Consider the following 19,646-nt stretch of genomic DNA (forward strand, 5'->3'; position numbering starts at 1 on the left):
CAGCCGGGTCATTACGGGGCTGGAGCGGGCAGATGGCAGCGAAAGCGGATCAGCGCGGAAATAGCCGGGTTATTTTCGAGCGCGGGTTTTCGGCCCAGATGATGGGTATCGACGGCACCTGGCGGCGCGACTGCACCATGGAGGACGTCTCCGAGACCGGCGCCAAGCTGACGATCGACGGGTCGGTCGAAGGCCTGCATTTGAAGGAATTCTTTCTCCTGCTGTCGTCCACGGGGCTCGCCTACCGGCGTTGCGAACTGGCCTGGGTCAATGGCGACCAGATCGGTGTCAATTTCCTGAAAGTGGGCGACAAGAAGAAGAAGGTACGTTCCACAGCCGTTGGGGCGTGACGGCAACACCCGTCGTACAACCGTCACGGCGGGTGGTTAAGGCGGTCGAGATGCGGTGCGGCAGATCGAGCCTCGTGTTAGGATTGCTGCGATCGCGAAAGGTCCGAGAAGGGGAAGGATGTCCGTCAAACCGACCAAAGCCATGGTGCTCGCCGCAGGGTTTGGCCTGCGCATGCGCCCCCTGACGGACAAGATGCCGAAGCCGATGGTGCCGGTCGCGGGCCAGCCGCTGCTCGACCACGTGCTCGACAAGCTCGGCCAGGCCGGCGTGACCGAGGCCGTGGTCAACGTGCATTACCTGCCGGACCAGATCATCGATCACGTCGCATCGCGCCGGCTTCCGCGCGTGACCATCTCCGACGAACGCGACCAGGTGCTCGGCACCGGCGGCGGCGTGGTCAAGGCGCTGCCGCTGCTCGGCGATGCGCCGTTCTTTCACGTCAATTCCGACACGCTATGGATCGACGGCGTGCGCTCGAACCTCTTGCGGCTCGCCGAAAACTTCGATCCTGATCGAATGGACATCCTGCTCCTGATGGCGCCGACCGCGACCAGCATCGGCTATGGCGGCCGCGGCGATTACGGCATGCTGCCCGACGGTGCCTTGCGCAAGCGCAAGGAGAAGGAGGTCGTTCCGTTCGTCTATGCCGGCGCCGCGATCATGTCGCCGGCGATCTTTGCGGATGCGCCTGCGGGCGAATTCTCGCTGACGAAGATGTTCGACGGCGCCGAGGAGCAGGAGCGGCTGTTCGGCCTGCGCCTCGACGGCGTCTGGATGCATGTCGGCACGCCCGATGCCGTGCACGCCGCGGAAGAGGCGTTTTTGGAGAGCGTGGCGTAGGGCGCTCTCGCTCCTGCCTCGGTGCCGTAGCCCGGATGGAGCGTAGCGTAATCCGGGGCCTCTCTCGCCGTGGAGAGACCATCCCGGATTGCGCTGCGCTCCATCCGGGCTACGAACCTCGGCGAACAGCGGGGACGACTCCTCCTCCACCAATGACCATTCGACTCCACCTCCCTATATTGCCTGATCCTTCGAATCAGGCGGCCCATGCGCGTTTTCAGCGTTCCCATCTCAGTTCCCTTCCTGCGCACGGTCGTCACGGCCCTGCTCGACGGGCGGCTGGTCGAGGGGTTCGAGGCGCGCAAGGAACCGGCGCGGCTGGCTGATGCCACGCTGTATTTGCCGACGCGGCGCGCCATGCGGGTCGTGCGCGAGATCTTCCTCGACGAGATGAAGGCGGATGCCGTCGTGCTGCCGCGCATCGTCGCGCTCGGCGATATCGACGAGGACGAACTCGCTTTCGCGGGCGAAAGCGAACAGTTTTCCGGGACCGCGCCGCTCGACATTCCGCCGCGCTTGGGCGAGCTCGAACGGCGGCTGACGCTGGCGCAGCTCGTCGCCGCCTGGGCCAAGGGCCCGGTGCTGGCGCCACTGGTGGTCGGCGGCCCCGCCTCGACGCTGGCGCTGGCTTCCGATCTCGCGCGCCTGATCGACGACATGGTGACGCGCGGCGTCGACTGGAGCGCGCTCGATGGGCTGGTGCCTGATAACCTCGACCGCTATTGGCAGCACTCGCTCGAATTCCTGCGCATCGCCCGCATCGCCTGGCCCAATCATCTCGCCGAGATCAACCGGATCGAGCCGGCCGCGCGGCGCGATCTTCTGATCGCCGCGGAAGCGAGGCGCTTGACCGCGCATCCAAATGGACCCGTGGTCGCGGCGGGCTCGACCGGCTCGATGCCGGCCACCGCAAAGTTTCTCCATGCGGTCGCATTGCTGCCGCATGGCGCCGTGGTGCTGCCGGGACTCGACACCGATCTCGACGACGACGCCTGGCGCAGCATCGGCGGCGTGCGCGACGCGCTCGGCAAGTTCGCGGAGCATCCGGCCTCGAACCATCCGCAATACGCCATGAATGCGCTGCTGCAACGCTTCGGCATCAAGCGCAGCGATGTCGAGATTTTGCAGCCGGCAGCGGAAGGCGGGCGCGACCTGCTTGCGTCGGAATCGATGCGGCCATCCGCAAAGACCGAAGTCTGGCACGACCGTCTGAAGCAGCCCGATGTCGCCGCGAAGATCGCGGGCGGCATGAGGAACCTCGCCGTGGTCGAAGCGCCCAATCCTGAAATGGAAGCGCTCGCCATCGCCATCGCCATGCGCGAGGCGCGCCATCTCGACAAGTCGGCTGCCCTGGTGACGCCCGACCGCGCCCTGGCGCGGCGGGTGATGGCGGCGCTGACCCGATGGGATCTCGCCTTCGACGATTCCGGCGGCGACGTCTTGATGGAGACATCCGCAGGCACGTTTGCGCGCCTCGCGGCAGAGGCGGCGACCAAGGGCCTGGAGCCGCCGACATTGCTGGCGATGCTGAAGCATCCGCTGTGCCGGCTCGGCCGCGCGCCGGGTGCGTGGAAGATGGCAATCGAGAGCCTGGAGCTTGCGGTGCTGCGCGGCACGCGTCCACCTGCGGGCACGGCCGGCCTCCTGCGCGAATTCAACCGCTTCCGCGAGGAGCTGGCAAAGCTGTGGCGCGGCGAGGTCTCCGCGCTGCATCGCGCCGAGCCGCGGGCGCGCTTGAAAGCCGAGGATCTCGATCGCATCCAAGCTCTGATCGATGCGCTGCAAAAGGCATTGGCGCCGATCGAGAGCCTGCCGCACTCGAAGCCCTATGATTTCGCCGAGCTCGCGCATCGGCATCGCGAGAGCATGATCGAGCTGTCGCGCGACGAGCAGGGTATTCCGCTCGCCTTCGAGGATCGCGACGGTGTCGCGCTCGCCGGCGCGTTCGACGATCTCTTGCGCGGCGGCACGACCAGCGGATTGCTGGTGCCGCTGCCTGACTACGCGGACGTCTTCCAGACGGCATTCAGTGATCGCGCGGTGCGGCGGCGCGACAGACCGGGCGCGCGGCTGCAAATCTACGGCCCGCTGGAATCGCGCCTGATGCAGGCCGACCGCATCATCATCGGCGGCCTGATCGAGGGCGTCTGGCCACCGGCGCCGCGCATCGATCCCTGGCTCAGCCGGCCGATGCGGCACGAGCTCGGGCTCGATCTGCCGGAGCGCCGTATCGGCCTGTCCGCCCATGACTTCGCGCAATTGCTCGGCGGCGACGAGGTCATTCTCACTCATTCCGCCAAGGCCGGCGGCGCGCCGGCGGTGGCCTCGCGCTTTCTGCATCGGCTGGAGGCGGTGGCCGGCGACGAGCTCTGGAAGGCCGCCATTCGCGCCGGCGAAAAATACGTGCAGTTCGCAGCCGCGCTCGACCAGCCCGACGAGGTCAAACCGATCAAGCAGCCGGAGCCCCGGCCGCCGCGCGCGACACGGCCCCTCAAGATGTCCGTCACCGAGATCGAGGACTGGCTGCGCGATCCCTACACGATCTACGCCAAACGTATCTTGCGGCTCGATGCGCTCGACCCCGTCGACATGCCGCTCTCGGCCGCCGATCGCGGCTCAGCCATTCACGACGCCATCGGCGAATTCACGGAAAGTTATGCCACGCGTTTGCCGGACGATCCCGCGCGGGTGCTGCGCGCGATCGGCGAGAAGCATTTTGCGCCGCTGATGGAACGGCCCGAGGCCCGCGCGCTGTGGTGGCCGCGCTTTCAGCGCATCGCGCGCTGGTTCGGCGAATGGGAGACGGCGCGGCGCGAGGCGATCGAGGCGATCGTCGCGGAAACCCGTGGCGAGATCTCGATCACGCTCGATCCTCAGCGCAGCTTCCGCCTCTCTGCGCGCGCCGACCGCATCGAGCGCCGCAAGGGCGGCTTCTACGCCATCCTCGACTACAAGACCGGCCAGCCGCCGACCGGCAAGCAGGTCCGCATGGGCCTGTCGCCGCAGCTGACGCTGGAAGCCGCGATCCTGCGTGAGGGCGGCTTTCCCGATATCGACGCCGGCGCATCCGTGAGCCAGCTCGTCTATGTCCGCCTCAGCGGCAACAATCCGCCGGGCGAGGAACGCATCCTCGAGCTCAAGTTCAAGCCGGGCGACGAGCCGCAGCCGCCGGATATGGCAGCCGCCGAGGCGCGGGCCAAGCTCGAGGCGCTGATCCGCGCCTTCGAGGACCAGAACCAACCCTACACCTCGCTGAACCTGCCGATGTGGGCGAACCGCTATGGCACCTATGACGACCTCGCCCGGATCAAGGAATGGTCCGCGGCCGGCGGATTGGGGATCGAGGAATGGTGAAGGCGCCGCGTCCCATCCCCGATGAGGTGCGCGCGCGGCAGGCGCGTGCCTCCGATCCGACTGCATCGGCCTTCGTGTCGGCCAATGCCGGCTCGGGCAAGACCCATGTGCTGGTGCAGCGCGTGATCCGCCTCTTGCTGTCGGGCGTGCCGCCGGAAAAAATCCTCTGCATCACCTTCACCAAGGCTGCCGCCGCCAACATGGCCGAGCGCGTCTTCACCACGCTCGGTCATTGGGTGACGCTGGACGATGAGGCGCTGGACGCAGCGATCCGCGCGGTCGGCATCCCGCATCCCGGCGCAAAGCTGCGCCGCGACGCGCGAAAGCTGTTCGCCTGCGCGCTGGAGACGCCGGGCGGTCTGAAGGTGCAGACCATCCACGCGCTGTGCACACGCCTGCTCCAGCAATTTCCGTTCGAGGCCAACGTTCCCGCGCGCTTCGCCGTGATCGACGAGCGCGACCAGACTGACATGATGGAGCGTGCCAATCTGAAGGTGCTGCTGGAAGCCGCGCGCGGCCCGGAGAGCGTCACCGGCCGCGCGCTGCTGACCGCGATGGCGAGCGCCGCCGATGTCACCTTCAAGGAGGTCGTGCGCGAAGCGTGCCTCAGCCGCGATCATTTCATGGCCTGGACCGACCAAGCCGGCAACGCGGAAGCCGCTGCCGTGCAGATGGCTTCAGTGCTGGGCGTCGACGTCGCAGACCGCATCGAGACCGTCGAGACGGAGATTCTCGATGGGCCTTTCCTGTCGCGCGCGCGCTGGGACGACGTCGCCTTCGCGCTGGAGGACGGCAGCAAATCCGACAATGACCAGGCGGGGCGGCTGCGCGCGGCAACAGTGTTTTCCGGCAGCGATCAGGTCGATGCCTATCTGTCCGTGTTCCTCACCGACGACAAGCTGCCGCGCAAGGCGGTGCTGACCAAGAAGTTCTGCGATCACAATCCGTCCGTCGCCCACCTGTTCGAAGCCGAGGCGCAGCGCCTTGCGGGGCTGATCGAGAAGCGTCGCGCGGTGACGGTTCGGGACCGCACCGCGGCCCTGCTGCATATCGCGACCGCGGCCGCCGCGAACTATCGCCGCGAGAAGCAGGAGCGCGGCCTGCTCGACTACGACGACCTCATCGACAAGACGCTGGCGATGCTGGACCGCATTGCCTCGGGCTGGGTGCATTACAAGCTCGACCGCGGCGTCGATCACGTGCTGATCGACGAGGCGCAGGATACCAGCCCGCGGCAATGGGACATCATTGCGCACATCATCTCCGAGTTCACCGCCGGCGAAGGCGCGCGCGAAGGGCTGAACCGCACCATCTTCGCCGTCGGCGACGAGAAGCAGTCGATCTTCTCGTTCCAGGGCGCCGCTCCCCACGAGTTCGACGCGCGCCGGCGCGAGCTGCACCGCAAGTTCACAGCGGCCGGGCTGAAATTCGATCCGGTCGCCTTCACCTATTCGTTCCGCTCGGGCGCGACGATCCTGCATTCGGTCGACCACGTCTTCCGCGATCCCGCGATCTACAAGAGCATCCATTCGGTCGAGATCGGCCATCCCCTGCACAACGCGCTCGCCGATGCCGGTCCGAGCGTGATCGAGCTGTGGGACCTCGCGGAGGCCGACGATCGGCAGGACATCGAGGGCTGGCGCGCGCCGTTCGACGGCGTCGCCGTCACCAGCCCGGAGGTGAAGCTTGCCCGGCGCATCCAGGCCGAGATCAAGCGGCTGGTCGAGAGCGGCACGCTGACAGGACACGAGGGCGAGCGTCGTCCCTTGCGCTACGGCGACATGCTGATCCTGGTGCGCCGGCGCGGCAACGCTTTCGACGCCGTGATCCAGGCGCTGAAGCACGCCGGCATTCCGGTCGCGGGCGCCGACCGGCTCAAGCTCACCGAGCACATCGCCATCATCGACTTGATGAACCTGGCCGACGCGCTGCTGCTGCCGCAGGACGATCTCGCGCTCGCGGTGGCGCTGAAGAGCCCGCTGTTCGGGCTCGACGACGACGATCTGTTCAAGCTCGCCCATGACCGCAACGGATCGCTGCGCCGCGCGCTCGGCGAACATGCGGCCACAAGCGAGAAATTCGCCACGGCGTTGCGACGCCTGGAAGCCTGCGAGATCCGTGCCCGCGACGAGACGCCGTTCGCGTTCTACGCCTGGCTGCTGGGCGGCGACGGCGGACGTGCGCGGATCCTGCGCCGGCTCGGCCACGAGGCCAACGACGCGCTCGACGAATTTTTGGAGCTCGCGCTGAACTACGAGCGCAAGGCGCCGGCCTCGCTGCAGGGCTTCATGGCCTGGCTCCGCTCGGCCGACACCGAGGTGAAGCGCGACATGGAGATCTCGCGCGACGAGGTGCGGGTGATGACGGTGCATGGCGCCAAGGGCCTCGAGGCCTCGGTCGTGTTCATGGTCGACACCACGTCCTCGCCCGCGGACTCGCAGCGGCTGCGGCTGATCCACGTGCCGCGCGGCAATGGCGGCGAGGTCGTGGTCTGGGCCGGCCGCAAGGCCGACGATCCCAAGCCCGTGGCCGAGGCGCGCAAGGCGATGCTGGAGGAGACCGAGGACGAATATCGCCGCCTGCTCTATGTCGCGATGACGCGCGCGGCCGACCGGCTGATCGTCGGCGGCTGCATGCCCGGCAATATGAAGACGGTGCGCAAGCTCAGCTGGTACGACCTCGTCGACACCGGGCTCAAAGGCTCGGGCCTCGACAAGCAGGTGGTCGAGACGCCGCTCGGCAAGGTGACGCGGTTCGCCCGGCCGGAGGATGTCGCGGCGCTGGGCGCGCCGGCGAGCACCGTGCACCAGACCATCGCGCTGCCGGACTGGCTGCGGACACTGGCGCCGCGCGAGACCATTGACGAGGATCCCGTGCGCCCCTCGGGCCAGTCTGCCGAGGAGGGCCGCAGCGTCCGATCGGGCGAATCGATCCAGTCGCGCGCGCTGGCGCTGCAACGCGGCACGCTGGTGCACCGGCTGTTGCAATCGCTGCCCGACATCGCCAGCGAGCGCCGGCGCGAGGCCGCGCTCGGCTTCATGGCGCGCAACGCCTCGGACTGGCCGGAGGCCGACCGCATCGCGCTGGCCGACAAGGTACTCGCCTTGATCACTGAGCCGCGTTTCGCGCCCGTCTTTGCCGCCGGCAGCCGGGCGGAGGTCGCGATCGCCGGCCGGCTGGAGCGGCCGGGCCGCACCCCGGCCCTGGTATCGGGGCAGATCGACCGGCTGGTCGTGCGCCCCGAGGAGGTCCTGATCGTCGACTTCAAGACCAACCAGGCAGCGCCCAAGAGCGCGGCCGAGGCACCCGCGGCCTATGTCCGCCAGCTTGCGCTGTACCGGGCGGTGCTGTCGCGGCTTTATCCCCAAAAGCCGGTCAGGGCCGTCCTGATCTGGACCGAGGCCCTTGAATATATGGAGATTTCGGCCCCCGCGCTGGACGCGGCGCTGGCATCCCTTCATCTCGGTGTGAGCGTCCTTGACCCGGCAAGGGGCCGTTCATAGGTTGACCGCATGATCCCGGGCGCGATTCCAGGTCGCGCCGATTCTCTTTCAACCGAGTGAGGTACTCCCAATGGCCGTTAGCAAGGTTTCCGACGCCGATTTCGAAGCCGAAGTGCTCAAGGCGAACGGCCCCGTGGTCGTCGATTTCTGGGCCGAATGGTGCGGCCCCTGCCGCATGATCGCGCCCGCCCTCGACGAGATCGCCGGCGCGATGGGCGACAAGGTCAAGATCGTGAAGCTCAACGTCGACGAGAGCCCGAAGACCGCCTCCAAGTACGGCGTGATGTCGATCCCGACCCTGATGATCTTCAAGGGCGGCGAGATGGCGTCGCGCCAGGTCGGCGCTGCGCCCAAGGCGAAGCTGCAGCAGTGGATCACCTCCGCGGTCTGATCCACCTCGCGCAAGATTATTTTTGGCACCGGCCGGCGAAAGCCGGCCGTTTTGCGTTGATGGGACGTGTTCAGCGTATGACGAGTCCCGCCCTTGCCTGCTCCTGCCCGAAAGCGCGACCGCAAGCCCGCCTCTCTCGCCGCAATGGAGGCGCGTTCGGTCGACGCGATCCCGCGCGGCAGTGAATGGCAGTATGAACCCAAGTGGGACGGCTTCCGCTGTCTGCTGGCGCGCGACGGCAGCGACATCGATCTGCGCTCCAAATCCGGCGAAGACCTTGCGCGCTATTTCCCGGAAGTCGTCACTGCTGCCTTGGAGCTGAAGGCAGACCGCTTCACGCTCGACGGCGAGATCGTCGTGCCGCACGGCAAGAGCTTTTCCTTCGACGCGCTGCTGCAACGCATTCATCCCGCGGCAAGCCGCGTGAAGAAGCTCTCGGTGGAGACACCGGCGCTCTATCTCGTTTTCGATCTGCTCGCGTCCGGAGCGAAGAGCCTGGCTGAGAAGACGCTGCGCGAGCGCCGGCCGGCGCTGGAAGCCTTCGCGAAAGCCAACTTCAAGAACAGCCTCTTCCGGCTCTCGCCGGCGACGACGAGTTACGCCATGGCCAAGAAATGGCTGGCGCAATCCGGCGGCGGCTCGGACGGCGTCATCGCCAAGCGCATCGACCTGCCCTACCAGGCAGGCAATCGCAACGGCATGCAGAAGATCAAGAAATTCCGCAGCGCCGATTGCGTGGTCGGCGGCTTCCGCTATGCCACCAACAAGATCGCCGGCCGCAACGTCGTCGGCTCGCTGCTGCTCGGGCTCTATAACGATGACGGCCTGCTGCACCATGTCGGCTTCACCTCGGCGATCAAGGCGGAGGCGAAGCCTGATCTGACCGATCGGCTCGAAGCACTGATCGGCGAGCCCGGCTTCACCGGCAACGCGCCGGGCGGGCCGAGCCGCTGGTCGACCGAGCGTTCCGCAAAGTGGTGTCCGCTCAAGCCGAAGCTGGTGATCGAGGTCTGCTACGACCATTTCAGCGGCGAGCGTTTTCGCCACGGCACCTCGATCCTGCGCTGGCGCTCGGACAAGGCGCCGCAGCAATGCACCTTCGAGCAGTTGAAGCAGAAGGCGGCCGATCCGATGAAGCTGTTGAAGTGAGCCAGCCTCGTGCCCGGACGCAGCGCAGCGCCTCTTCAGCGATGCGCTGCAGAGCCGGGGCCCATGTCGCGGCAAATGTGCTCTGTTGCTCCTGGGTCCCGGCTCTGCGGCTCATCGCTTGCGCGAGCGCCTTGTCCGGGACACGAGCGTCACTACCCGATCCACCCCGTCGCCAGCGCGTTCGCCAGCTCCGGCTGACCATTGCGCCGCGCCAGCGCGGCCATGGCCTCGTGATCATACACGACATGCCGGAACGCCACCTGCCAGGCAGCATCGACGCGTTCGAGGATCGCATAACGCGCGTGCGGCGTGCCGGCCTCCACCACATGCGGGTACGGATGCTTGTCGCGAAAACCAGGGCTGCCGACGCTGCCGGGATTGACGATCAGCCGGCCATCGCGCAGGCGCACGGCGCGGGCGAGATGGGTGTGGGCGCACAGGATCAGCGGTTGCGTGATGCCTTCCGCGAGTTGCTCGATCCGATCAAGCGGCGACAGCGCCACCGCGCCGTCGGGATGAACGGTATCGAGCCAGTACACCTCATCGCTGCCGGGCGTCGCATGGCAGAGGAACACCTGCTCGCGGAACACTCGCGTCATCGGCTGTGCGCGCAGCCAATCGAGGCGCGCAGCGTCGAGCTGTTCGTACGCGGGACGATCCCACGAACCCATCCTCTCCGGTGGACGGTCGAGCAGATAGCGGTCGTGATTGCCGAGCACGTGCACGGCATCGAGCGGCATCAGGATCTCGATGGTGCGGCGCGCATCGAGCGGGCCACTCAGCATGTCGCCGAGATTGACGATGTCGGCAATGCCTTGCGCGCGGATGTCGGCGAGCACGGCTTCCAGCGCGAGATAGTTTCCGTGGATATCGGCAATCGCGGCAAAGCGCATTTGTTATTTATCCCAACTCTCGTGCCCCGGACGCAGCGCAGCGCGTCTTCCGCGGCGCGCTGCAGAGCCGGGGCCCATGTTGCGGCATTCTGGGTCCCGGCTCTGCGGCTCATCGCTTGCGCGATGCGCCTTGTCCGGGACACCAATGCTCATGCAGGAGGCGTGCCGTTGATCGCCAGCACGTGGCCGGCGAGATACAGCGAGCCGGTAATGAGGATGCGCGGCGGCAACTCGTAGGCGAGATGCGCCAGCGCGCGCAGGGCGGCTTCGACGCCGGGCGCGGGCTCGACGCGCATGCCGAGGCTGCGCGCGGCGTCGGCGAGACGGTCGACCGGCATCGCGTTCTCGGTATCGGGAATCGGCACTGCGATGATGTGGCGGGTGAGGCCGGCGAAATTGGCGAGGAAGCCCCGCGCATCCTTGTTGGCCATCATGCCGGCGATGACCACCAGCGGCCGCGACACCCGCTCCTCGAGATCGCCGAGCGCCGCCGCCGCAACGCGCCCGCCCTCGGCATTGTGGCCGCCGTCGAGCCAGATCTCCGAGCCCTGTGGACCCCAGGACAACAGCTCGCCAGAGGTGAGGCGCTGCATCCGCGCCGGCCAGTCGGCACCGACGATGCCGGCCTCGAACGCGGCCTGGTTGACCTTGATCGTTGGAAGCGCGCGCAGCGTCGCGATCGCGAGCCCGGCATTGGCGAATTGGTGGCGGCCGAACAGACGCGGCGCCGGCAGGTCCATCAAGCCGCGGTCGTCGGAATAGACCAGACGTCCGCGCTCGACATTGACGTGCCAGCTCTCGTTGGCAGCGAACAGCGGCGCACGCATGCGCCTCGCCTGGGCTTCGATCACGGCCATCGCCTCCGGCATCTGCTCGGCGCAAATCACGGGCACGCCGCGCTTGATGATCGCGGCCTTCTCGCCGGCAATCGACGCCAGCGTATCGCCGAGGAAATCCATGTGATCCATGCTGACGGGCGTGATCACGCAGGCTGCCGGCGCATCGACCACATTGGTCGAATCGAGCCGGCCGCCGAGGCCGACTTCGAGCAGCACGATGTCGGCCGGATTCTGTGCGAACAGCAGGAAGGCCGCCGCCGTCTTCAGCTCGAACAATGTCGCGGTCTCGCCGGCATTGGCGCACTCGACCTCTCCCAGCGCGGCACGCAGCTCGTCGTCGCCGACGAGCACGCCGCCGCCGCCGCGGCCAAGGCGAAAACATTCATTGATGCGGACGAGATAGGGCGAGGTGTAAGCGTGGACGCGCAGGCCGGCGGCCTCCAGCGTCGCCCGCAGATAGGCGAGCGTCGAGCCCTTGCCGTTGGTGCCGGCGATGTGGATCACCGGCGGCAGCTTGCGCTCGGGATGGCCGAGCCGCTCGAGCAGACCGTGCATCCGCTCCAGTCCGAGATCGATGCGCTTCTGATGCAGGGCCGACAGCCGCCCGATCAACTCGCCGAGCGGTGTCTTTGCACTGTCAGGGGAGGCGTTCACGCGTGCGGCACAGCCGGCGCCGTCTCGGCAGCCGATACGATCTGCGCCGGGCTCGCGACCGGCTGCGCCGGCTTCGATGCACCTTCCTGCGCCGGCGCCTTGGTGAGCAGGCGGCAGAGCCGCGCCAGCGTCGGGCGCAGCTCGTGGCGATGCACGACCATGTCGACCATGCCGTGCTCCTTGAGGTACTCGGCGCGCTGAAAACCTTCGGGCAGCTTCTCGCGGATGGTCTGCTCGATCACGCGCGCACCGGCAAAGCCGATCAGCGCGCCGGGCTCGGCGATCTGCACGTCGCCGAGCATCGCATAGGACGCGGTGACGCCGCCGGTCGTCGGGTTGGTCAGCACGACGATGTAGGGCAGCTTTGCCTCGCGCAGCATCTGCACCGCAACGGTGGTGCGCGGCATCTGCATCAGGGACAAAATGCCTTCCTGCATGCGCGCGCCGCCGCTCGCCGCGAACACGATGAACGGCGACTTCTTCTCGACCGCGAGCTCCATCCCGCGGACGATGGCTTCGCCCGCGGCCATGCCGAGCGAGCCGCCCATGAAGTCGAAATCCTGCACGGCGACGACGACGGCGGCGCCTTCGAGCTTGCCGTAGCCGACCTTGACCGCGTCGTTCAGATTGGTCCGCGCCCGCGCATCCTTGATGCGGTCGACATATTTCTTCTCGTCGCGGAACTTGAGCGGGTCAGGCGTGACCTCGGGCAGCGCGACGTCGAACCAGGTCTCGTTGTCGAAGATCGACTTGAGACGCGCCACCGCGCCCATGCGCATGTGGTAGTTCGAGCCGGGGATGACGAACTGGTTGGCCTCGACGTCCTTGTAGAACACGAGCTGTCCGGAATCCGGGCACTTGATCCACAGGTTCTCCGGCGTCTCCCGCCGCAGCATGTTGCGGATCTTCGGCCGGACCACATTGGTAAGCCAGTTCATGGTTTGCTCCGATGTGCGATCCCGCTGGGAATCGCCTGAAGGATATATGGCGGCCGGACATCGGCCCGACAAGCCGCCGTGTCGCCCGCGTTAGAGCATGATCCGGAAAAGTGTGAAGCGGTTTTCCGACCAGATCATGCTCAAACTAAAGAGCTAAAGCGGAATTATGGCCTATTCCGCCGCCTGCTGTGCGCCCTTGACGCCCTGGGCCAGGGCAGCCGTCAATTCGGCGACGGCGTTAACGGTTTTGGCGGTCGCTCGCCCCTCGGCATCGAGGCTGTTCTTGAGCGCGTCGACCAGCGCGGTGCCGACCACCGAGCCATCGGCCTTCTCGGCAATGGCGCGCGCCGCCTCCGGCGTGCGGATGCCGAAACCGACGCAGATCGGCAGCTTGGTATGCCGCTTGATGCGGGCGACAGCTTCGCCGACGGCATTGGCGTCCGCCGCCGCAGCACCGGTGATGCCGGCGATCGAGACGTAATAGACGAAGCCTGATGTGTTCGCGAGCACCGCGGGCAGGCGTTTGTCGTCGGTGGTCGGGGTCGCCAGGCGAATGAAGTTCAGGCCCGCCTTCAGGGCGGGAATGCAGAGCTCGTCGTCTTCCTCGGGCGGCAGATCGACGATGATCAGGCCGTCGACGCCGGCCGTCTTGGCGTCAGCCAAAAACTTGTCGACGCCGTAGATGTAGATCGGATTGTAATAGCCCATCAGCACCAGCGGCGTGACATTGTCGTCCTTGCGGAAGTCGCGCACCAGCTCCAGCGTCTTCTTCAAGGTCATGCCGACCTTGAGCGCACGCAGGCCTGCAGCCTGAATCGAAGGACCATCCGCCATCGGATCGGTGAAGGGAATGCCGAGTTCGATGACGTCGGCGCCGGACTTCGGCAGTGCCTTGACGATCTCGAGCGAGGTCGCGGGATCGGGATCGCCGGCCATCACATAGGTGACAAAGGCCGCGCGGCCTTGGCTTTTCAGCTCGGCAAAACGGGTATCGATGCGTGTGGTCACTTCTTACCCCTCAGGATATCGCCGACCTGCGGGACGTCCTTGTCGCCGCGGCCGGAGAGGTTGACGACCATCAGGTGGTCCCTCGGCCGCTTCGGCGCGAGCTCCATCACCTTGGCGATGGCATGCGCCGGCTCGAGCGCGGGGATGATGCCTTCGAGCTTTGACAGCAGCTGGAACGCGGCGAGCGCCTCGTCATCGGTCGCGGAGAGATAATTCACGCGGCCGACCTCGTGCAGCCAGGAATGCTCGGGGCCGATGCCGGGATAATCGAGGCCGGCCGAGATCGAATGCGCGTCCTGGATCTGGCCGTCCGCATCCATCAAGAGATAGGTGCGGTTGCCGTGGAGAACGCCGGGACGGCCGCCCGCGATCGAGGCGGCATGCAGCTGTGTGAGGCCATGGCCGGCAGCTTCGACGCCGAAGATCTCGACCGTGGGATCGTCGAGGAACGGATGGAACAGGCCCATCGCGTTGGAGCCGCCGCCGATGCAGGCGACCAGCGAATCCGGCAGGCGTCCCTCGATCTCCTGCATCTGCGCCTTGGTCTCGTTGCCGATGACCGACTGGAAATCGCGCACCAAGGTCGGATAGGGATGCGGGCCCGCTACCGTGCCGATGCAATAGAACGTGTTGTGCACGTTGGTGACCCAGTCGCGCAGCGCCTCGTTCATGGCGTCCTTCAGCGTGCGCGTGCCCGACTGCACCGGCATCACCTTCGCGCCCAGCATCTCCATGCGGATGACGTTGGGCTGCTGCCGCTCGACGTCGACGGCGCCCATATAGACCACGCATTCGAGGCCAAAGCGCGCGCACAGCGTAGCGGTGGCGACGCCATGCTGGCCCGCGCCGGTCTCGGCGATGATGCGCTTCTTGCCCATGCGTCGTGCCAGCATGATCTGGCCGAGCACATTGTTCACCTTGTGCGAGCCGGTGTGGTTGAGCTCTTCTCGCTTGAGGTAGATCTTGGCGCCGCCGAGATGTTCGGTCAGGCGCTCGGCGAAATAGAGCGGCGAGGGCCGGCCGACATAGTTCTTGAGATAACCGTTCATCTCGGCCTGAAACGACGGATCGGCCTTGGCCGCGGTGTAGGCCTTCTCCAGGTCCAGGATCAGCGGCATCAGCGTTTCGGCGACGAAGCGTCCGCCGAAAATGCCGAAATGACCGCGCTCGTCGGGGCCGCTGCGGTAGGAGTTTGGCTTGGCGATGTTCATCGGACGCTCAACTCTTGACTTGCATCTTTGCTGGCGCGCGCGGCGCGGATGAAGGCCTTGATCATCTCGGGGTCCTTGACGCCGGGGGCGCTCTCGACACCGGAGGACACGTCGACGCCGCCGGCGCGGGTGACCCGAAGGGCCTCAGTGAGATTGTCGGCGTGCAGCCCGCCCGAGACCATGTAGGGCAATTTCAGATCGAGGTTTTCGAGCAGGTGCCAGTCGAAGGGTTCCCCGAGACCGCCGGGCCGCGTCGCATCCTTCGGCGCGCGCGCGTCGAACAGGATGCGGTCGGCGACCGCGGCATAGCCGGGCAGGACCGCGAGATCGGCTGCCGCCGCGACCGGCACCGCCTTCATCACCGGGCGGCCGAAGCGCTGCTTGATGTCGCGCAGCCGCGCGACGCTCTCCTTGCCGTGGAGCTGGAAAATGTCCGGCGACAGCGCGTCCATGATGTTGTCGAGCGTCGCGTCATCGGCATCGACCGTGAGCGCCACCTTGAGCGCGCGCCGCTGCACCTGACGGCCGAGATCACGGCCGAGCTCCAGGGACAGGTGCCGGGGCGACGGCGGGAAGAACACGAACCCCACCATGTCGGCGCCAGCGTCGAGCGCCGTTTCGAGCGTCTCGCGCGTGGACAGGCCGCAGATCTTGACGAGCAGGGACATGGTCTCGAAGCAGGTGAAGGCCGCGGGGTCCGCGGCCGGAAAACGGGGCTTTCGGTCGGGGCCGCTTCTACAACGTCGCGCGCTGCTTGTCTCGCCCGACAGGCCCGTACAGGCCCATCCCGGAGGGAACGGGAAGCCGCCGGGACTCCGGCTTCGCTGCGGTTGCCTGGGCCCGCAGATCGGCCAGTTCGGCCCTGGCGGCCCGGGCCTCCGCGTCATTCCGGCGCGCCGCGCGCCGCCAGCGCCGCTGGCCGAACCAGACGGCGGAGCCGCCCGCGACGACGCCCAGGACCGCCACCAGGATCAGCAGCAGGAACAGCGGCAGGGTGATCGACAGCGACGGGTCGTCGGAAATGAAGGGGTCGAAGGAGACCGTGATGAAATGCCGGTTCGCGACGGCGAACGCCACCAGGATCAGGCCCAGCGGAATCACGATCAGCGCGGTCAGGAACTTTCGCATCTGGCTTCGCTCGCCCCGAATCAAGCCTGCGGCCGCATCCTGTGCGACCGCGAAAAACCCTGAAGCGCGCTCACATCGCGCTCTAGTCTGCGCCGCCGGGATCCGGATGGTCGCGGTTCAGCCGCTCGCGCATTTCCTTGCCGGTCTTGAAGAACGGAACGCTCTTCTGATCGACGGGCACATGGGCGCCGGTGCGTGGATTGCGCCCTGCGCGCGCAGGGCGATGCTTGACCGAGAAGGCACCGAAGCCGCGCAGCTCGACGCGATCACCGCGTGCAAGCGCCGCTACGATCTCTTCGAGAATCGCATTCACAATGTTCTCGACATCCCGCTGGTACAGATGCGGGTTGTGCTCGGCGATACGCTGAACAAGTTCGGATTTGATCATCGAGAGATAGGACCCGGAAGCGTGCGGATGACCATTTCCGTGAAAATACCGTGATCTGTCAAGACGCTAAATCAAGGTTGAGCGTCGTGATAATGCGTGACAAATGCCGAAAAAGCGGGCTGCGCCGGCACGCGTCAGACGGGAAAAGGCTATGGAACTCGCCTGTCTCCGGTCAGTTGGACGCAGCCGGCTGCCACAAGGCCAGCATTCCATCCATTCCGAGCCGATCCACGGCCTGCGCGACGCCGGTTTGCCCGATCTGGTGCGCGATCGAGCCCAAACCGAGCGCTTCCAGCGTCAATGCGGCCGCGGTCTTCAGGAACGGCAGGTCGCCGAAGCGTGGCTGGAGCTTGTAATCGCGCACGGGTAGCCCCTTCTTGACGCCCTTCTGCTCGACGAGCCAGGTCACGGCCGTCTTCTCGTCGCCGATCTGGTCGATCAGCTTGAGATCCATCGCCTGGCGCCCGGTGAAGACGCGGCCATCGGCGACTTTTTCGAGCTGCGTGTCATCCATGCCACGCCGCTCCTTCACCATCCCCTTGAACCAGGCATAGGAATCCTTCACCAGCGCATCGAGCGCGGCGCGCGCCTCGGGACTGGTCGGCTCAAAACCATTGGGCGCGGCCTTCAGCGGCGAGGACTTCACCTCCTCGACCTTGACGCCGATGGTCTTCAGGAGCTCGGTGACGTTGGGGTACTGGAACAGCACGCCGATCGACCCGACCAGGGAGCTCTGTTGGGCGACGATGTGGTCGCTTGCAATCGCCGTGATGTAGCCTCCGGAGGCAGCGAGGCCCTCCACCACCACGACCAGCGGCTTTTTCGCCTTGAGACGAACGAGCGAGTCATAGAGCTGCTCGGAGCCGGCGGTGGTGCCGCCGGGCGAGTTGATGTGAACGATGACGGCGGCGGCCTGCGAATTCTCGAGCCGCTCCAGCGCCTGCGTGCGATCGGAATCGCTGCGGATCAATCCCTCGATATGGACGCGCGCGATCGAACCGGCCGATGCGAAGGTGCCGCGTGCACCGGGTGTCGCAATCAGCGCGAAGCTTGCAATCGCCGCGATCGCGATCAGCGCCGCCATCACGCGCCAGAACGTCAGCTTGCGGCGAATCCTGCGGCGATCGACGATGATGTCCGAATCGAGCGACATCGGAATATCTCCAAATGAAAGATCAGGCGCGTTGTGCCGTCACGGCGTGACCATCGGCTTATCTGGATACATCAATTGCGGGCCAATTTGAAGAAAACAAGGCCTACGGCTGCGTAGCCCGGATGGAGCGCAGCGTAATCCGGGATTCGTGCCACACTGGAGCAGCCCCGGATTTCGCTCCGCTCCATCCGGGCTACAGAACGACAAGCAGCAATCGGGATAGGGGGGAGCCTCGCGACTCCGCCCCTCCCACACCACCGTACGTACGGGTCCGTATACGGCGGTTCGGTGGATTATGCGGGCCGCTGTGCCGCGACGGAAGCCAAGCCGAGTGTGCCGAAGAACGCGATTGGCATGGCGATGGTGAGCGCAGGACTGTTGGCGAGCCGCCAAGGGCCATGCGGGCTGCCGGCGGTTTGTGCCGCCAGCTCCCGGCCGACGCCGCGACGTCGCAACTCGGCAAAACGAGTGTCACCGCGCTTCCATTGTTTCCAGGCGATGGCGCGCAACCGCCGCCTGAGCCATTCGTCAAGTGTGCGCAATACCGACGGGGTTTGGCAGAAGCCGAAGTAGCCGCGCCATCCGATCAGATAGCGCGACAGCTCCTTGGCAATCTGCGCGAGGCTTCGGCCGCAGGTGCGTCGCGTCAGTCCTCGGACCTTCGCCTTGAAGCGGGCGAGTACCTGCGGCGCGATGCGCCGGCGCGGTTCTTTTTCGCCGGTAAAGCTGAAGCCCAGGAACTTGCGAACGCTCGGTTTGGCGACCGCGCTCTTGGCTTTGTTGACCTTGAGCTTGAGGCGCTTTTCGAGGAACCGTTCGATGCCCGCCAGCACCCGCTCACCCGCCTTCCGACTGCGCACATAGATGTTGCAGTCGTCGGCATAGCGCACGAAGCGATGGCCGCGCTTCTCCAATTCCTTGTCCAGCACATCCAGCATCAGGTTCGACAATAGCGGCGAGAGCGGACCGCCTTGCGGCGTGCCCTCCTCCGTCGGGCTGACCAGTCCTCCCTCCATCGCACCCGTGGTCAAGAAGCCACGGATCAACTTGAGGAGGCGCTTGTCAGCCACCCGCCTGGCAATGAGCCCCATCAGGATGTCGTGGTTGACCCGGTCGAAGAACTTCTCCAGGTCGATGTCCACGACGACGGCATGTCCGGACGCAATATACGCCTGCGCCCGCTCCACCGCCTGATGCGCCGAGCGCCCCGGCCGGAAGCCGAAGCTGGTCTCGGAGAACGTCTCATCCCAATCCGCCTGTAGCACCTGCATCGCCGCCTGCTGGATGAAGCGGTCGAGCACCGTCGGGATGCCAAGCAGCCGTAGGCCGCCCGACGCCTTCGGTATCTCCACCCGCCGCACCGACTGCGGTTTGTAGGTGCCCTCAAGCAACTGGGCCCGGATCGTGGGCCAATGCTCTTTCAGGTAGCCCGGCAGCTCGCCGACGGTCATCCCGTCGACGCCCGCCGCGCCCTTGTTGCGCGTCACTTGCGCCAACGCTTTCTTCAGATTCTCACGCCCAACAACTGCTTCCATCGACGGCCCTTCGTCCGCCGGGCGTTCGAGGGCGGTGGCCGCCGCGCGCGCTACGGTCTCTCGGGCGGCGGCGTTCGGGGCTTCACCCTTCGTTCCGGTGCCCAAGTTCAGCTTGACCTGATTCTTCTGCCGCATGGCTCGCGCGAGATCACCGTTCTACTAACCGCTTCTACCGTTTGGGCCTTCGGCGGCACGCCGCCGCCTACTATGCCCGCTGCTGACTTCTGCGCTGCGGTCAGATCGCCTTACGACGACCTCAGTCCCGTTGCCGGGACACAGCACAGACCTCCCGAGGTAAGACCGACCGCCTT

General features: G+C 66.4%; 16 protein-coding genes. 6 read left to right on the forward strand and 10 right to left on the reverse strand.

Going from position 1 to position 19,646, the window contains the following annotated elements; genetic code table 11:
* Positions 1 to 32: 32 nt before the first annotated feature.
* From N2604_RS01180 to N2604_RS01205, 6 genes are all read left to right on the forward strand, one after another.
* Positions 33 to 350, forward strand: coding sequence for a PilZ domain-containing protein (locus N2604_RS01180; protein ID WP_036009083.1), 318 nt, complete (start codon positions 33 to 35; stop codon positions 348 to 350).
* A 118-nt stretch (positions 351 to 468) separates the two neighbouring features.
* Positions 469 to 1,191, forward strand: coding sequence for a nucleotidyltransferase family protein (locus N2604_RS01185; RefSeq protein ID WP_260373453.1), 723 nt, complete (start codon positions 469 to 471; stop codon positions 1,189 to 1,191).
* Positions 1,192 to 1,398: 207 nt separating this feature from the next.
* Positions 1,399 to 4,545, forward strand: a complete 3,147-nt coding sequence (gene addB / locus N2604_RS01190) for a double-strand break repair protein AddB (protein ID WP_260373454.1) — start codon at positions 1,399 to 1,401, stop codon at positions 4,543 to 4,545.
* Complete coding sequence (gene addA, locus N2604_RS01195) at positions 4,539 to 8,048, forward strand: double-strand break repair helicase AddA (RefSeq protein ID WP_260373455.1); 3,510 nt, start codon at positions 4,539 to 4,541, stop codon at positions 8,046 to 8,048. The genes addB and addA overlap by 7 nt, the downstream gene beginning before the upstream one ends.
* Positions 8,049 to 8,118: 70 nt before the next feature.
* Positions 8,119 to 8,439 (forward strand): thioredoxin, encoded by a 321-nt coding sequence (gene trxA, locus N2604_RS01200; RefSeq protein ID WP_008540017.1) that lies wholly within the window; start codon positions 8,119 to 8,121, stop codon positions 8,437 to 8,439.
* Positions 8,440 to 8,583: 144 nt separating this feature from the next.
* Positions 8,584 to 9,588 carry an ATP-dependent DNA ligase gene (locus N2604_RS01205; RefSeq protein WP_260376406.1) on the forward strand — a complete coding sequence of 335 codons (1,005 nt, stop codon included), beginning with the start codon at positions 8,584 to 8,586 and terminating at the stop codon, positions 9,586 to 9,588.
* Between the two features lie 152 nt (positions 9,589 to 9,740).
* On the opposite strand, the gene N2604_RS01210 is transcribed toward N2604_RS01205, so the two are convergent.
* From N2604_RS01210 to ltrA, 10 genes are all read right to left on the reverse strand, one after another.
* Entirely contained in the window at positions 9,741 to 10,481 is a 741-nt protein-coding gene (locus N2604_RS01210; protein WP_260373456.1) for a metallophosphoesterase, read from the reverse strand.
* A gap of 149 nt (positions 10,482 to 10,630) precedes the next feature.
* Positions 10,631 to 11,974, reverse strand: coding sequence for a folylpolyglutamate synthase/dihydrofolate synthase family protein (locus tag N2604_RS01215; RefSeq protein WP_260373457.1), 1,344 nt, complete (start codon positions 11,972 to 11,974; stop codon positions 10,631 to 10,633).
* The gene (gene accD, locus N2604_RS01220; protein ID WP_260373458.1) at positions 11,971 to 12,912 is read right to left on the reverse strand and encodes an acetyl-CoA carboxylase, carboxyltransferase subunit beta; all 942 of its coding nucleotides are present in this window, start codon (positions 12,910 to 12,912) and stop codon (positions 11,971 to 11,973) included. The genes N2604_RS01215 and accD overlap by 4 nt, the downstream gene beginning before the upstream one ends.
* A 171-nt stretch (positions 12,913 to 13,083) precedes the next feature.
* A complete protein-coding gene (trpA, locus tag N2604_RS01225) occupies positions 13,084 to 13,920 on the reverse strand; it encodes a tryptophan synthase subunit alpha (protein ID WP_260373459.1) in 837 nt (278 codons plus the stop codon).
* The gene (trpB, locus tag N2604_RS01230) at positions 13,917 to 15,131 is read right to left on the reverse strand and encodes a tryptophan synthase subunit beta (RefSeq protein WP_260373460.1); all 1,215 of its coding nucleotides are present in this window, start codon (positions 15,129 to 15,131) and stop codon (positions 13,917 to 13,919) included. The genes trpA and trpB overlap by 4 nt, the downstream gene beginning before the upstream one ends.
* Positions 15,128 to 15,799 (reverse strand): phosphoribosylanthranilate isomerase, encoded by a 672-nt coding sequence (locus tag N2604_RS01235; protein WP_260373461.1) that lies wholly within the window; start codon positions 15,797 to 15,799, stop codon positions 15,128 to 15,130. The genes trpB and N2604_RS01235 overlap by 4 nt, the downstream gene beginning before the upstream one ends.
* A gap of 67 nt (positions 15,800 to 15,866) precedes the next feature.
* On the reverse strand, positions 15,867 to 16,259 hold the full coding sequence (locus N2604_RS01240) for a lipopolysaccharide assembly protein LapA domain-containing protein (protein WP_260373462.1): 393 nt from the start codon (positions 16,257 to 16,259) through the stop codon (positions 15,867 to 15,869).
* Between the two features lie 82 nt (positions 16,260 to 16,341).
* Positions 16,342 to 16,647, reverse strand: a complete 306-nt coding sequence (locus tag N2604_RS01245) for an integration host factor subunit beta (RefSeq protein ID WP_124162406.1) — start codon at positions 16,645 to 16,647, stop codon at positions 16,342 to 16,344.
* Between the two features lie 172 nt (positions 16,648 to 16,819).
* Entirely contained in the window at positions 16,820 to 17,800 is a 981-nt protein-coding gene (sppA, locus tag N2604_RS01250; protein ID WP_260373463.1) for a signal peptide peptidase SppA, read from the reverse strand.
* 293 nt (positions 17,801 to 18,093) lie between these two features.
* Positions 18,094 to 19,470: a group II intron reverse transcriptase/maturase gene (ltrA, locus tag N2604_RS01255; protein WP_260370535.1), complete on the reverse strand. Its 1,377-nt coding sequence runs from the start codon at positions 19,468 to 19,470 to the stop codon at positions 18,094 to 18,096.
* Positions 19,471 to 19,646 lie beyond the last annotated feature (176 nt).

Source organism: Bradyrhizobium sp. CB1015 (assembly GCF_025200925.1).
Classification (GTDB): Bacteria; Pseudomonadota; Alphaproteobacteria; order Rhizobiales; family Xanthobacteraceae; genus Bradyrhizobium.